17 protein-coding genes are annotated in these 13,050 nt (G+C 30.2%); all 17 read right to left on the bottom strand.

Annotation, left to right across the window (positions count from 1 at the left end):
- Positions 1–50: 50 nt before the first annotated feature.
- The 17 genes from KMW28_RS24055 to KMW28_RS23975 all read right to left on the bottom strand — a co-directional run bounded on the left by KMW28_RS24055 (position 51) and on the right by KMW28_RS23975 (position 12,992).
- The gene (locus KMW28_RS24055; RefSeq protein ID WP_169661852.1) at positions 51–929 is read right to left on the bottom strand and encodes an SDR family oxidoreductase; all 879 of its coding nucleotides are present in this window, start codon (positions 927–929) and stop codon (positions 51–53) included.
- 13 nt (positions 930–942) lie between these two features.
- Entirely contained in the window at positions 943–1,257 is a 315-nt protein-coding gene (locus KMW28_RS24050) for a DMT family transporter (protein ID WP_169661853.1), read from the bottom strand.
- Positions 1,258–1,329: 72 nt separating this feature from the next.
- On the bottom strand, positions 1,330–1,896 hold the full coding sequence (locus tag KMW28_RS24045) for a Crp/Fnr family transcriptional regulator (protein WP_169661854.1): 567 nt from the start codon (positions 1,894–1,896) through the stop codon (positions 1,330–1,332).
- A gap of 347 nt (positions 1,897–2,243) precedes the next feature.
- A complete protein-coding gene (locus KMW28_RS24040) occupies positions 2,244–2,840 on the bottom strand; it encodes a hypothetical protein (RefSeq protein WP_169661855.1) in 597 nt (198 codons plus the stop codon).
- Positions 2,841–3,116: 276 nt separating this feature from the next.
- Positions 3,117–3,893, bottom strand: a complete 777-nt coding sequence (locus KMW28_RS24035) for a hypothetical protein (protein WP_169661856.1) — start codon at positions 3,891–3,893, stop codon at positions 3,117–3,119.
- Between the two features lie 37 nt (positions 3,894–3,930).
- Positions 3,931–4,419 (bottom strand): hypothetical protein, encoded by a 489-nt coding sequence (locus tag KMW28_RS24030; RefSeq protein WP_215585971.1) that lies wholly within the window; start codon positions 4,417–4,419, stop codon positions 3,931–3,933.
- 333 nt (positions 4,420–4,752) lie between these two features.
- The gene (locus KMW28_RS24025; protein ID WP_169661858.1) at positions 4,753–5,175 is read right to left on the bottom strand and encodes a hypothetical protein; all 423 of its coding nucleotides are present in this window, start codon (positions 5,173–5,175) and stop codon (positions 4,753–4,755) included.
- A 66-nt stretch (positions 5,176–5,241) separates the two neighbouring features.
- Positions 5,242–5,661 carry an energy transducer TonB gene (locus KMW28_RS24020; protein WP_169661859.1) on the bottom strand — a complete coding sequence of 140 codons (420 nt, stop codon included), beginning with the start codon at positions 5,659–5,661 and terminating at the stop codon, positions 5,242–5,244.
- 178 nt (positions 5,662–5,839) lie between these two features.
- Positions 5,840–6,223, bottom strand: a complete 384-nt coding sequence (locus KMW28_RS24015; protein ID WP_169661860.1) for a hypothetical protein — start codon at positions 6,221–6,223, stop codon at positions 5,840–5,842.
- Positions 6,224–6,247: 24 nt separating this feature from the next.
- Complete coding sequence (locus KMW28_RS24010) at positions 6,248–6,673, bottom strand: nuclear transport factor 2 family protein (RefSeq protein ID WP_169661861.1); 426 nt, start codon at positions 6,671–6,673, stop codon at positions 6,248–6,250.
- Between the two features lie 542 nt (positions 6,674–7,215).
- Complete coding sequence (locus KMW28_RS24005; protein WP_169661862.1) at positions 7,216–7,809, bottom strand: acyl carrier protein; 594 nt, start codon at positions 7,807–7,809, stop codon at positions 7,216–7,218.
- A gap of 112 nt (positions 7,810–7,921) precedes the next feature.
- Complete coding sequence (locus KMW28_RS24000) at positions 7,922–8,467, bottom strand: hypothetical protein (protein WP_169661863.1); 546 nt, start codon at positions 8,465–8,467, stop codon at positions 7,922–7,924.
- A gap of 101 nt (positions 8,468–8,568) precedes the next feature.
- Positions 8,569–9,069 (bottom strand): hypothetical protein, encoded by a 501-nt coding sequence (locus KMW28_RS23995; protein ID WP_169661864.1) that lies wholly within the window; start codon positions 9,067–9,069, stop codon positions 8,569–8,571.
- 62 nt (positions 9,070–9,131) lie between these two features.
- A complete protein-coding gene (locus tag KMW28_RS23990; RefSeq protein ID WP_169661865.1) occupies positions 9,132–9,650 on the bottom strand; it encodes an HNH endonuclease signature motif containing protein in 519 nt (172 codons plus the stop codon).
- 901 nt (positions 9,651–10,551) lie between these two features.
- The gene (locus tag KMW28_RS23985; protein ID WP_169661866.1) at positions 10,552–11,139 is read right to left on the bottom strand and encodes an SMI1/KNR4 family protein; all 588 of its coding nucleotides are present in this window, start codon (positions 11,137–11,139) and stop codon (positions 10,552–10,554) included.
- Positions 11,140–11,237: 98 nt separating this feature from the next.
- On the bottom strand, positions 11,238–11,873 hold the full coding sequence (locus KMW28_RS23980) for a hypothetical protein (RefSeq protein WP_169661867.1): 636 nt from the start codon (positions 11,871–11,873) through the stop codon (positions 11,238–11,240).
- A gap of 111 nt (positions 11,874–11,984) precedes the next feature.
- A complete protein-coding gene (locus KMW28_RS23975; protein ID WP_169661868.1) occupies positions 11,985–12,992 on the bottom strand; it encodes a PDDEXK nuclease domain-containing protein in 1,008 nt (335 codons plus the stop codon).
- Positions 12,993–13,050: the final 58 nt, after the last annotated feature.

Below are 13,050 nucleotides of genomic sequence, written 5' to 3'. Positions count from 1 at the left end.
TTAATCTGTCTCTAACTTTCATTAATGCAAATCCTAAAAGGTTTGGGATTTTATCGACCAACGATTGTCTTAGCAAAATCATCAATAGATAATTCTGGCTCACCTAATATTTCCCATGTCTTTTGGGAAACTTGTTCCTCTTTCAACTGCTCAACATAAGTAAGCATATGTTCCATAAATTGTTCATCTTCTTTTGTAGGCAAACCCAAGTGTGGAATGATATCCAATGGGTACTCCATCACTTTGATGTCTGAATTATAGATACCAACAAACTTTTTGGCTGCTTCAGGGAAACTTACCCCTTCTTTGCCTTGAATGGTAAATGCTTTATTGTGAGCTTCCTCATTATCAATGGCATTAAAAATATTCCCTGCCAATTGAGTGGTATTGGTAAAATATACTGGGTAAGAATGGTTACCGATGATCGCGAACTCTTGTTCCTGAATAAAGCTCGGGAAGGAATCTAGGAAAACAGAGCAATGGAAAAAAGTATAGTTTATGCCTGAATTTTTAAGGTATTCCATTGCCGGTTTTCTGATGAGATTGGTTTTGTATTCCATTCCCGTAGTTGCAAATTCTGGGTGAGAAGAATCGATGCCCACTATTTGCATAATATGCTGAATGCCTAACTCTTTGCTCACATCTATCACATTGATAATACCCTCTCGCTCTACATGAAAAGGAGCATCGACATTCCAAGTGGTGGTATTTAAATTGAGATAAACGGTTTTTGATCCAATTAAAGCTACTTTTAAACTCTCTTTATTGGCTACATCTCCATAAACCACTTCGACACTGTCTGGAAGAATTTCTTTTGCTTTTTGAATATCTCTAACTACTGCTTTGACTTGAACGCCTAAACTGTTTAATTTCTTTGTAATCGGTAAACCAAGTGTACCCGTAGCGCCAATAATTGTGATGTTTTTCATAGTGTTTTTTGTGTTAAGAACTTAATTTGATTCCAATAATTCCGATGATGATGAATGACAAAAACATAAGTTTGTAAGCATTAAAAGCATCATTGAAATAGAATAACCCCATTAAGATGGTTCCACTTGCACCAATCCCAGCCCAAACGGCATAGGCTGTTCCCGTTTCTATAGTTTGCATAGATTTGAGAAGCAATCCAAAACTTAAAGCTCCAAATACTAAAAAGCCCACCACTCCTTTCCAATTGGTAAAGCCATCCGAAAGCTTCATGGAAGTAGTAAATCCCACTTCGAATAGTCCTGAAAGTATTAAGTAAATCCAACTCATATTCTTTTTTTAAAGGTTATGACACAAAACTAGAGTTGGAAAAGGTGATTTCTTTTTACATATGTTAAAAAGTTATTTTTCTGCTCGAATTCTACTTAGGGTGACTTGTGTAATCCCTAAATACGAAGCAATGTGTCCTAGTTTGACTCTCTGAAGAATCCCAGGAAACTTATCGATAAGAGAATGATACCTCGTTTTGGCATCAGAAGTTTGCGTTAAGAATATTTGTTGTTCCATTTCCAAAAGTGCTTGTTCAGCAAGTCTTCTTCCGAAATTGGCTAAATCGATATGGGTAGTATACAATTCTAGCAATGTCGAATTACTGATTTTTAAAAGTGTGGTATTTTCTAGCAACTCAATATTTTCCAATGAGGGATGTGCATGAATAAAGTTCCCTAATGAAACCGCAATATCCCCTTCAAATCCAAACCATACAGAAACATCCTTCCCTTCTTTATTGAAATAATAACTCCTTACGGCCCCTTTTTCAATAAAATATACACTATGATCCACCTGTCCTTCTTTCAAAATCAATTCGCCTTTTTGTTTCTCAATAAGTGACATGTGAGATCGAAGAATTTCGAAATTCTCTTCTGAAAGAGCATAGCGACTAGTGAAGGTTTCTTTTATGGAGTGCATGTAGATGAAAGTTTAACAAGATTGTATTAAATGATCCGAAACTTAAGAAAAGTTATTGATAATGCTAAGATCAAGATTAAAAAAATGAGCTCCGTAATGAATGTTGTTTTTGTAGATGCATTTGAGTTGTTGTACAACAAGGATTCAATTCCTAAAATGAATAGAGAAAAAATAGATGTTGCGATAGTTAGAATAAACATACCTCCTCCTTCACCTCCACTTAGTCCCATGTAATAGATGGTCATTAATAAGGAACATGTGAGGGATAGAATTGATGCTAGTCTTAGGGGGCGGTGGTGTGTGTTCATAGATTTGAATGTTTAGATTTTACCTTATTCATATTACTTTTACTGTATCCAACTAACACTACACCAATCAACAACATTTTGTTCCTTTGTCAATTTTATAAAAAACCAATTTCCATATTCAAAATCGTTTTTATCAATCAGGATACAAACGAAATAATAATTTTTAAAATGTACCACTGGCTGAATACTTAAATTAAACTTAATTGGTCTTTCAGATCTCCACAACCTATAAATTCTAATACCTCCAATATACTTTTTCCACTTTAATTTTTTTTTCATTATAATTGGTTCAGGAACTTTCACTTCATTATTAGTAGTAAAAGGTTTAAAGTTATAATTTTTTACCATATTAAGAGCGTCCTCAAATTCTTCTTTATTTAAAGAAATTGATTCATTATTCTCGCCCCTAGGATCATATTTACAACCATAAAAATAATTTATTAATTCTTCTGCCATTTGTTGATAATTAGAATCAATTGGTATTATTTTCCCGTCATAAAATATATTATCATCGCCATTTTTTGATAGTATATTTTCAGCATAAAATTTTAAAGCAACTTCTTCATAACTTAAAGATTGTCCAAAAGAATTTATTGAAGAAAAAAAGATTAAAAATAGAAAAAGAAGTTTATTCATAATAGTAATTAAAATTTGACGTAATCAAGGGGATGAATCCCCTCGTTAAGGATATTATACCTCCAAGAAATATCAAAAATTCTAAATCATAATCGATAAAAGTATTTATTAGAATCTCCCAAATGGGTTTAAACCCATTTGGGAATTTATTACGCGAGTCTTTTTATTTTGTGATGTTTAGATAGATATCAATAGTAAGGTTGACTAGTTTACTTAACGAGGGGTTTCAACCCCTCGGGCTTGCGTTGATATCTTTAAAAAATTCATTTTCTCTGATCACGTAAAAAAGTAAGACCCAATCAAAAACAAAGTCGCCACCACAGAAAACCCAATTGTTTTCAAGCTTGTCTTACTCTCAATGTTATAACTATTTTTTACTTCCGCTTTAATTAGAATCGAAATAAATCCACCATAAAATAATAACATAACGATGTATGTAATGAGCGATGTTTGAGGAAATAAACTTTCCAAGGCTGGAATTCCGCTTGGTTCGGAGTTCCAATTCAAAAAGAGGAGTCCTAAAGTGCTTACGGCAGAATAAGTTAGATAAGAAGTCAACAAAATCCATCCTATCTTTTTTCTTAAGCCAAATAATAATGTTGCAGAAGGAAATAATATAAAAGGTAGTAAAACCTCGAGTACACTTAGATCCCAACTACCGAAGTCTCCTGATAACAAATACAGCACAAACCCCATTTCCTTAAATAGTTTTGCAATAGTAATGACTCCAAAAACTATTGTTGTCAAACGTATCAATTTTTCAGTAGAAGGAGATGATTCTTGAATTGGATGGATTGTTTCAAATACACCCATAAAAACTTCTTTCACATTTCTTCCAATAGCAGCTTTCTTTTCGAATTTTAATTTTTTCTCTTCTTTCTCTTTATCAAAAATTAATTTTGCTTCTTGTTGTTCTTGGACTGAAATATTTCTTTCATCAATTTCAGTTTCTGCAGCTTCAATAGCAATAGGCTGATATTCTGATTTGTTCTCGATTATTCTTAATAAATCTATGTTTGAAAAAGATTTATAGCGTTCCTTAAATTCGTTCATGTAATTTTAGTTATTATGTTTTAGTTTGCTTTTAGATCTAGTTTTCTAAGTAATCCTCCAATCGTTCATCAAATCTTGGGTCTTCCCCAAAAGCATTTGTTGGAGGTAAACCAAATTTAATTTTAAAATTAATATTTGGATAAGTGTACACTCTATCGCAACCAAAAGAAGAATATTTATTCCAAAACCAGAATCCATAGATTATTTCACCATCCAGTACCATTGCCATAGGAAGACCGACAAGTGAAATTTCCATTTCTTCTAATTTTTGTTTTGCCTTTTCAGTCAGAATAATTTGCTGATTGTTATAATTAAATTCTATGATATCTTTTTCCGTTAGAAGTGGTTTATCAAATAAATCTGTTACTTCTAGATCTAAACAGAAACGACAATCTGGATGTTCATCCTTTGTAAAGTCCGGTAGCGGTTTTTTCACTTGATAGATTTCAATTCCTGTATCGACGGAATGAGATTGACATGATACAAATAATATGACAAATAGGATGTTGAATATATTTCTAAGCATGGATCATAGATAAAGTACTTCCTTTTTTCGGAAGAGGTTGGATAATATTAGAAGCATAACCTACCATTTGATAGCTTTTTCATTGTTTTACAGTTTGCCAATAGATTAAAAAATTTAAATAAATATATAAAAGATAAAGGTAATCAATAGATGAAAGTTAGTTTTAAAATATACACATATTTTTTGGTATACATAATATTTTTCTTTTCTCTTTAATGAATAAACATAATAAAAGATTTTCTACATTCTAAATCCCTGTTTTTCGAGAATACTTTACTTGAATTGATTTAATTCTGTTGTTGATTAGTAAATTTAATCATCCACACTTTATGTTTATTTTAAGCAAATAGTAATCGGAATTATCACAAGACTATTTACCATTTTACCAGAGCAAACTGCAGGACTCCATTCTGTATTTTTTAATAAATCTAGCACCATTTCTTTATTAGATATCATACTCATACTTCCATATAAAACCCTTATATCTGATACCTCCGAATTTTCATTAATTATTAAACCAATAAAGATTTTTGGATCAAGTGTTATTTTCTTAATGTCACTTGAAAAGTTAATTGTCTTACCAATTGATTTATAAAAATTATTGAAACCTAACTTAGGTGTTGCACCTACTTCACAATTCTCATAAATAGTTAAACCGGTTAAAGAGTCCAACTTTGATATACAACTAGAAACTTGACCTTTAAGACTATATGAAAAATAAAAGAAAAACAAGAGTAATAGTGTTCTTATTATCATAGTTAAATGTTTCTCATGTTACAATATAAAATTAAATCTATTTTTGTTTTACAATTTTTCATTCAACTATTTATAACACAATTGCATTGTAAACATCATAGTTGATGTCACTTTTTCATTATTACAAATAGCTGGTTTCCATTTCTTACTTTCTATTATAGATTTTATCTCCTCTTTGTTTGCTAATTGATCCTCTCCTCTTATAAATCTTACACCTGTTACATCTCCATCTTCAGTAATTAAATAAAAAGCTAAGAGTTTTACTCCATCAAGTCCCATTCTTTTAGCCTCTTGAGAAACTCTTACTTTTTGAGAGATTTCTTTAAATAATGAATTTCTATTATCTATATGTCTAGCAGATACATCTACATTTGAATAATATAAAGTATTAGTGAGCGTATCCACTTTAGTTTCACAAGCTGAATTCTTATCCTGTGAAAAAACCAAAGAGGGAATTATGAATAATAGTAAGGCAATTAGTTTCATCTTAAAGAGTCTTTATCATATTAGTTGTTAGTAAATTAATGCTATGGATTAAATATACATAGCTAAAGTTAAAATGAATAACACCTAATTCCAGTTTAATGATAAATCAATTAATTCACTTCCGATATAAATAGTAAGAAAAAATCACCTGTTAAATCCATTTTTATAATACTAACGTCTAATGTTTTAGTTTAACATTTTCAAGTATAATTCTTTTTCTTTCAATTTTGAAGACTTGTTCATCCACATCAATAAAGGGTAATCCTTTTGTGTTTTCAAACTCAACGTACATATTTTGTTCGTCAATTATTTCCAATACTGTTCCTCTCATTCCTTTTGGTATTTGTTCGTTAAAATCCGATCTCAGTTTGAACTTTTTGTAGAGGTAACGTTTTTCAATTCTTTCTAATTCTGATATTTCTCTTTCCTTTCCTGTAATCAATTTTCGAACCCCGTAATAAATTGATCTAATCAATTTTCCAATTCCTTCGCTAAATAAGAGGAATAATATATAGGCAATGAACTCACCTATGGCTGCAACTATTATTTCTACTAGTTTCATTTCAACATTTTGCTTTAATTCTGCTTATATAATTGACTTGAAACTATCTACCATACCTGAATAATCCAAATAGTCAGTATGATGAATAACTGATCCATCGACAACTTGTATTACAGAAAATCCTTTAAAATTATAGGATATTTTCCCACCTTCAAGTCCAAGGTTTTCGGCAGCAGTTGTCCCGCTTATTTCTACATATAGTACAACTTGTCCGTTTGAAACAAAGCTATCTGTAATTTTCAATTTTGCATTGAGGGCTGCACTGCTTTGATAAACATCTAAGGTAGCATCAATACCATTTTTTCTAGCAACATCGTATTCAGGTGGTGCTGTAGGGTCTTCAAATAGTATATCGGGCGATGCAATTTCTCTAACTGTTTTGAAATCTAATGCATATAATGCTTGATAATATCTTTTTGCAATTTCCTCGTTATTTTCAACCTTGTTCATTTGAGTACTGTTTTTATAGTTATACAACCATAATTTACCCATCTACTTTTAACTTTCAAAGTTGATTAATGACATTTAGCATTCATAGATTGAATATATCACCCACATTATCAATTAATTGATTGAATTTATAAAAACAGAAATAGCCATGCATTAAAGAAGTAATACAAGGCTATTTTAGTAATATTCAATATCTATAGGTACAAACTCAATAGATCTTTTTTATTATGATGGATTGAAAATTAATTACGTATTATATATTTTGATCAAAGTCTTTTTAAAGAATATCATACCTATTATCAGAATAATATTAATAACTATAATTATCTCAAACATTTTAACTGATGAACATAAGTTTATACCACTTATTATAGAAACACAATCGTTCAGATTTTCTGTTTCGTATTTTAAACTTACCATTGTATTTACTAATCCAAATATTTCGATCAAAATACTAATTGATAAAAAGCCAATTAAAAAATTAAATACGCTCTTGTTCATAATAACTCTGAGATTCTTTTATTTAAATTTACTGTATGCTTTTAATCTATTCCTAAATCATAAGTTATAGAATGTTCCAGTTCTATTTCATTTATTCGAACACCCATTCTATCATAAATAATTCCACAGATTATTCTTTCTACTTCATATTTACTCGTTATTTCTTTAATGTTTATAAGCTTATTATAATTTAAAGAAATTACCCAATCAATTAATTGTTGCACGTTCCCATTTAATACTGGTTTTGAACGTTTTTTGATCTTAACACCTAAAACACTTACATGAGAGCTTAATTTTGGACTAAAGTCAAGAGAAGATAATTCGGGTAATTGAAGCCCGATATCGGTCTCTAACAATTTCCAATTTCTGTGTAAATTTTCATTAGGAAACAACTCCGATAACTTTGTCTCAGGCATAACAACAATATCACTAAGTTTCAATCTTTGAATAGATTCTTTAAACCTCTTAAATATTTTATGAGATACACATTCCTTATTTGGTTTAGTGACAATTTTATCATAAACAGAGTTTGAAAAGTCTTGTACAGTATTAATCTGCTCTGCTTCTGAAGCATTAAATCGAATACTAAATGTATCCTCAACAAAAAACAATAATTCTATAGAGTCTAATCCCATATTTAGTTTTTGGTTAAATGTTTTTTAAAGAATAATAGAGTAAAAGTTGAGGTCCATGACATTTGAAATGTTGTTTAGGTTTCAAATAGCACTTCGTTATGATTGTTCTTAGTTATTCTTGCTTTATAAAATTAGCCAAATAATCTTTAGAGCAATTGACAAGCATTTCAACTTCCTCTTCCGATGAATCAAAACCTAATAAATTATTCTTTTTCTTTATAAGATGGATCAATGTATCTGCATGGAAATAATATCTATTCTCGGCATTACTTACTAGCTCAAATGCTTCATCTTTTGTTATTTCTACAGTATCTGATAAATGCTTTATATGATTGAATATTTTTTCTACTTGATAAATAAAAAAGAGTTTTTCATTCCAATAATAATATTCAGTTTCTCTAACCCCATAAGATAAATAGATCTTCTCGTATATTTTAGAAATCAAATTATCTCTAAAATACATAGTTAACTCACCTCCTCCATCTGTCATTTGATCCATAAACTCTTCATTATTCAGAGTTATTATTTCATAATCAGTATACTCATTTACTTCATTATACTTAGACCGAATCTCTTTCATTTTTGAATCAATACTCTGACTAAAACAAAAAGAGGTCAGTGCTAAACTTGAGATAAATGTGATGATGAGATTTTTCATATTTTAATAATTTGCTTCAATTGGAAGTAGTTGGTAGATGTACATGATTTCCAACTACTCAAGTTAAGTACAACAAGAGGATTACTATGAAGTATCTCCCCTTATAATCGAGCTCTATATTTCTCCCGTTCTTGAGGTGTCAAAACCCATGCATTCTTAGGATTCTTAATTCCTGCATTTAAATATTTAGTCCAATAATCCTCTTCATACATTGCATTCCATGGAATTACCCCATGAAAGGCCTCAATGAACTTTGCAATCAATCCTATGTCAGAAAACTTAGCACCTATATACCCTTTTTCTGCAAACTTTTCATTTGGGAATGCTCTTTTCGATGTTACAATATCATAGACATCAATGAAAGCCAAACTTCCATTATTTAAGTGAGACCTTAATGTTGCATACAAAGAGATTATAGGGACTTTTCTTAAATCAATTAACTTTTTAGGGGGTTCATCTAGTAGAATTTCGAATACCACAATGTACACAACATTCTTCATCATTAGATCAACTGTCTGGATGAGACCAAACTGTCCATTGGACAAAGGAATGGCATAAACACTTCCTGGGGTCCATCTCTTAATTTTAAACTTCTTTTTCAACTGTTTACTTTTAATGCTAGATGTATGCTCTGAGTAGAGGGAGGGATAGAACATACATAGTATTATACCCTATTATTAATGTTCCGTAGAAAATCCCCATTTTTAGCTACAGATTGCTTATTAGATTCTAAATATTCAAAAATATCCTTATTTCTATTCTTGCCTTTTTTATCAAGAGGTATTTTTCCTTGTGCTATAGGAGGTGCACCAAATTGTTGTATATGCCAATATATCATTTCTCGCTCAATTAACTTACGGCTTTGATTGGATTCAAAAACAACCAATCCAATTTTCCAATTATTATGAAAGAAATGAGAAAGTATCAAATTATTACCAGAGTCCGATCCTGTTTCTTTTTTAGGAGTAATATGCTGAACAAACCTAACCCCAGTGTTTTCAGACTTTCTCATAGCTTCACCAATATATAGGATGGCACTTTGACCACTTGGGTAAGTGATAAATTCTTCAGTTAGAAAGTAGATATAATTAACAGATATACTGCATCCAAGTTTTTCACTTCTTCTCAAATCCAATAATTCTTGTCGATCCTCTATTGGGTTTATTTCAATTAGCTTTTTCATATCATTAAATAAGGTCTAATGATTTAATTATAATCATTAATAAAGAGTCTACATTAAACTTATACAACTTCTACATTGCCTTTGTTGAACAAAAGCTTCGATAGCTAACACCCACAAACTCTTACCTTTATATCTTAATTGATTTTGTAATTAATAGTTTACTAAGATGAAAAAAAAAGAGACAATAGTCGAAAAAGTGTAACGTGTTATTCCATTTTTAAAAAACATGTTTTATCAAGTGTATCTAAACATAACACCAGTGGAAAGTCTTTTAATCCTTTTCAAAAATTCATCGATACTATCGTTAGTATTTCATTGTATTTTAAATAGATCCTACTTGAACTTTCCATCTTTTAAATTAATGATTATCTGCTTCTTCTCAAAGAAAATTAAATACATGTTACACCATCTTCAAACATTATGTATATACTTTGAGGTCTGTCTTTAGATTAAGTGATAGAGACGATGGAGCCATAAAATTTCAAGTGAAAAACTTGGGTATGATCCAAAAGTGTGTCCTTGCCTTAAGTAAAGAAGTATGGTGATCATGCCACGTTTTGCATCACAAAGAGCTCCTCCAAAAAAGGGAAATCTAAATGCAGGCAGAATAAATTAACTCCATCTTTCTACATTTTTGCTTATGAAAACAAGCCTGAATAAATACACCTAATACACTCAAATTCAAGTGCTTTTTAGTGTAATTCTTTATCTTAAAATACTCAGGAGAGGGAAATTTTGAGAATAATTAAAAAATAAGCCACAAAAAAGACCCTCCATGCCATTGAAAAGTCTATTCTAAGTTTCATACAGATTTCAATGTGTAACCCACCGATTTTGTTCAACTAAGGGCTTAATTTTTGGTCTTTCAGGCCTCACTAAGCCTTAATTATTGCCTACAGTTTTATTTTAATAGTAACCACATCTCTTTGCTTTTGTGTTTTATTATAGTTGTTCTTGGTCCAAATTTATCCCAATCAAAACCCTGTCCTACCTTCATATTTGAAGAAAGGTCCACTAATACTTTTTCTTTTAATTTACTTTTATCATCTAAAGAAAACTCATTTAATAAGTTAGTGTCTATTTCCTTTATGGGTATCACTAATTCTTCTTCAATTAGAAAAAGTTCATCTTCTATAATTTGTTGAAAAAATTCAATCAATGAATTTGATTGTTTTAATAATATGGCTGGGTCATGGCAACAGAAATATACAGCTTTACATTCTTGATTTGGACTAACTTCAATGACCCAAGAATTACCTGCTCCATCATTTGAAATTTCAATTCCTCTGTTAATTAACCCACCAAAATCATTGTATCCTAGGTCTATGTCAATTTCTTGACCATTAAGCATAAAATTATTTCCATATTTTTTTATAATATCCATAATTTCATTTGGATAAACCTTATTATCATTTTTTTGGGGTTCAGAGAAAGGAATAAATTCAATTTCTGACTTAATCACTTTATATAAATAATCAATTACTTTCATTATTAAATTTTTATGTCAATTGTTGGCAACGTAAACGCTAAACTACAACCAGCGTGTGTCTCACCCGATGTATGAGGTTAGCTATTGTTGTACAGACGTTATTTATTGTATACAAATTTTAAATCCTCGTCTATTTCTGTACCACTCCACAAATAAGGCGTATCATGTCCATTGAAAAGAATTATTCCCCAAGCATCTTCCATTTTATGTAAATCTATAGTAGAAACAATAGAATCTTCTTCCATAAACATCATATATCGTTTCTCCCTAGATACACCTTTGATAAATTCAATATTATTTTTGATTAACACTTGCCTTCCTTGGTCTAGGTAATAAGAATTATCTTCCACAACTGTCATCCAACCATCCTCACCCATTTTTTCTTGTTCCGCACTTATCCACTTAGAAGAAGGAATGATACTGATTGCACATTTTTTATTAAATGTAATCGAGTTTGATTTTATAACTGAATCTGGTTTAGAAATCTCTGAATATGATAATAATTTGATATTACTATGTTTCGTTTCATCAATTTTTACCACGCCCTCAGGTTCTCCAATATTATTTTCCTCTGGAATATTGCTTGTACTTTTAACTGCTGTACCGTTGGTAATAATCTCATTTGCTTTATCAATTACTACTACTTCTTTTATTTCTGTAGTGTTTGATTCATTTACTTTACTCTTGCATGAACAAATAAAGATGACAAGAATGGAAATAGAAAAATATTTCATTTGTTGGTATGTTTTGTTTAATGTAATTTGCTTTCTAATGCTGTATATGATGGCTAAACTCGTGAGCTTTTGTGTCAACCGTGATTGGAGTTTAGTTGATGTTATTTACTTTTACAATAGTTTTCTTCTTTCTATTATCTCTTTCGCTTCTATTAATGCTTCATGTAATTTTGCTTCTAGAAGCTCTTTTGGTGGTAAAATAGTCCAATACTCCGCTACCATAATTCCATCTCTATCCATTTCAAGAAGTTCAATTTGTTCTTTACTTGTTTCAGCACATAATATTAGACCAATTGGTTCATTTTCTCCTTCTTGTTTCTCATATCTATTTAACCATTTTAGATAAAGCTCCATTTGACCTTTATATTTAGCCTTGAATTTGTCTATTTTTAATTCTATTGCTACTAGTCTTTTTAGTTTTCTGTGATAGAACAATAAGTCTAGATAATAATCATCACCATCTATAATCATTCGTTTTTGTCTTTCAACAAACGTAAAACCATTACCAAGTTCTAAGATGAAGTTTTCTATTTGTTTAAGAATTGCTTCTTCTAAATCATTTTCTAAAAAACCTTTCTTTAAATCTAGAAATTCCAATAAATATGGATCTTTAAAAATCCCCTTTGAAAGCTTATTCTTTGAAATAATTTGTGAATTTGCATTCTCCGTTCTCTCAAATGTTTTACGTGAAATTTCAGTTCTCAGACCTCTTACTCCCAAATTATTGTTCATTGAAAGATTACTGTAGAATTCTCTTTCTTGCTTCTCTTTTATTGGAATTAACACTAAAAAGTGTGACCACGATAAATGTCGTGACAGTGTAACGACTTTTTCTAATTCTGGAAACTTTTCAGCAAATTGAACCATTCTTCTTAAGTTCTTCTCCTCGTAGCTTTTACCAAATTTTAAACACAAAGATGTAGAAAGCTTAGAAATAGTTTCCTTACCATATTTAGCTCTTTTGTTCTCTAATGTTTCAAAGAGAATCTTTTTCCCTATTTGCCAAAATAATATTGTCAATGAACTATTTATATTACTGACCAATTGACTTTTGCTCGATTCAATTAAATCTGTAATATCTAAAAGAAGTGATGTATTTTCTGAATTACGTAGTTCCATATAAATACTATTGATAAAGTAGCAATATGGTAAAAATTTTTGATTTGATTATTGTAGA

The sequence above is a fragment of the Flammeovirga yaeyamensis genome, from assembly GCF_018736045.1.
In the GTDB taxonomy this organism is placed as follows: domain Bacteria; phylum Bacteroidota; class Bacteroidia; order Cytophagales; family Flammeovirgaceae; genus Flammeovirga; species Flammeovirga yaeyamensis.
The sequence above is the reverse complement of the archived record's forward strand: the minus strand, read 5'-3'. Positions and strand labels throughout refer to the sequence as shown.

Excerpts from the sequence above, each read along its gene's own strand:
- KMW28_RS24030 (WP_215585971.1), bottom strand. The coding sequence starts at position 4,419 with ATGCTTAGAAATATATTCAACATCCTATTTGTCATATTATTTGTATCA.
- KMW28_RS24015 (WP_169661860.1), bottom strand. The coding sequence starts at position 6,223 with ATGAAACTAGTAGAAATAATAGTTGCAGCCATAGGTGAGTTCATTGCC.
- KMW28_RS23985 (WP_169661866.1), bottom strand. The coding sequence starts at position 11,139 with ATGAAAGTAATTGATTATTTATATAAAGTGATTAAGTCAGAAATTGAA.
- KMW28_RS24050 (WP_169661853.1), bottom strand. The coding sequence starts at position 1,257 with ATGAGTTGGATTTACTTAATACTTTCAGGACTATTCGAAGTGGGATTT.
- KMW28_RS24055 (WP_169661852.1), bottom strand. The coding sequence starts at position 929 with ATGAAAAACATCACAATTATTGGCGCTACGGGTACACTTGGTTTACCG.
- KMW28_RS24040 (WP_169661855.1), bottom strand. The coding sequence starts at position 2,840 with ATGAATAAACTTCTTTTTCTATTTTTAATCTTTTTTTCTTCAATAAAT.
- KMW28_RS24045 (WP_169661854.1), bottom strand. The coding sequence starts at position 1,896 with ATGCACTCCATAAAAGAAACCTTCACTAGTCGCTATGCTCTTTCAGAA.
- KMW28_RS24005 (WP_169661862.1), bottom strand. The coding sequence starts at position 7,809 with ATGGGATTAGACTCTATAGAATTATTGTTTTTTGTTGAGGATACATTT.
- KMW28_RS23980 (WP_169661867.1), bottom strand. The coding sequence starts at position 11,873 with ATGAAATATTTTTCTATTTCCATTCTTGTCATCTTTATTTGTTCATGC.
- KMW28_RS24000 (WP_169661863.1), bottom strand. The coding sequence starts at position 8,467 with ATGAAAAATCTCATCATCACATTTATCTCAAGTTTAGCACTGACCTCT.
- KMW28_RS24035 (WP_169661856.1), bottom strand. The coding sequence starts at position 3,893 with ATGAACGAATTTAAGGAACGCTATAAATCTTTTTCAAACATAGATTTA.
- KMW28_RS24025 (WP_169661858.1), bottom strand. The coding sequence starts at position 5,175 with ATGATAATAAGAACACTATTACTCTTGTTTTTCTTTTATTTTTCATAT.
- KMW28_RS24020 (WP_169661859.1), bottom strand. The coding sequence starts at position 5,661 with ATGAAACTAATTGCCTTACTATTATTCATAATTCCCTCTTTGGTTTTT.
- KMW28_RS23975 (WP_169661868.1), bottom strand. The coding sequence starts at position 12,992 with ATGGAACTACGTAATTCAGAAAATACATCACTTCTTTTAGATATTACA.
- KMW28_RS24010 (WP_169661861.1), bottom strand. The coding sequence starts at position 6,673 with ATGAACAAGGTTGAAAATAACGAGGAAATTGCAAAAAGATATTATCAA.
- KMW28_RS23990 (WP_169661865.1), bottom strand. The coding sequence starts at position 9,650 with ATGAAAAAGCTAATTGAAATAAACCCAATAGAGGATCGACAAGAATTA.